Source organism: Microbacterium sp. Bi128 (assembly GCF_918698205.1).
The window spans coordinates 1-1,032 of record NZ_CAKKMM010001674.1 but is presented as its reverse complement, the minus strand read 5'-3'; the positions used below and the strand labels follow the sequence as shown (position 1 = coordinate 1,032).

Here is a 1,032-nt window from a genome sequence, read left to right as displayed (position 1 = left end):
GGGCGGAGGGGGCGCGTCGCCCACAGGTACGGGCACGTTGGCTGAAGCGGTCCTTCCTATGTACGCGTCACGAGCAGGCGATTGGGCGTATTTGCCCACCCACGTCGGGTCCTCGAGTGCCGCAAACGCCGCAGGGTAGTTGTCCACACCGAAGAATGGGAGTACTTCGGCCGGTGGTCCAAAGAACGCCACGCGTCCGCCGCGGGCGAGGACCAGCACACGGTCGCATTCGTCCAGGGCCAGGACGCTGTGGGTGACCACCAGCACGACGCGGCCGGCGTCGGCGAGTGAGCGCAAGCTGCCCATGACCTGCTTGTCCAGGCCGGGGTCGAGCCCGGAGGTAGGCTCGTCCAAAAAGAGCAGCTGGGGCGCTGTGAGCAGCTCGAGGGCGATCGAGGTCCGCTTTCGTTGCCCACCGGAGAGGGAATCGATGCGCTGGTCGATTTGGTTCGTCAGATCGACCTCGGAGACGACTTGATTGACCCGTTCGTCGCGCTCTGCGGAGCTAGTGTCTGGGGGCAGGCGCAACTGAGCGGCGAAATGGAGCGCGCGGCGGACAGTGAGTTGCCGGTGGAGGATGTCCTCCTGGGGAACCAGGCCCACCAGGAACCGGAGCTGGGCGTACTCGGCGTAGAGGTCCCGCCCGTTCCAGCTGACGTGCCCGCGAGTGGCCGGGCGCAGCCCGGTAAGGGCGCCCAGGAGGGTGGATTTGCCAGCGCCGGAAGGCCCTATGACCGCCACGAGCGTCCCGGCCGGGACGGTGATGGACACATCGTCCATCAGGTGGGCGCCAGTCTTGGTGGTGACCTCCAGGTGCCGGGCGCTGAACGCGGGACGTTGCGGTGGCGGCATGGCCGCGGTGGCGCCGTCCCAGAGTAAAGTGCTCGATCCGATACCGATGAGGTCACCGATTGAGAGCAGGGCGTCACCGTGGACGCGTTCCCCGTTGAGGAATGTTCCATTGAAGCTGCCGGCGTCGCGCAGGACGGCGGCTTCGCCGACCTCGACCACGGCGTGACTCCGGGACGCGAG

General features: G+C 67.3%; 1 protein-coding gene. It reads right to left on the bottom strand.

Annotated features, from left to right (window positions below; translation table 11 throughout):
• Window positions 1-1,032, bottom strand: a 1,032-nt coding sequence (locus LQV45_RS35430) for an ATP-binding cassette domain-containing protein (RefSeq protein WP_290370430.1), incomplete at both ends; no start/stop codon positions are given.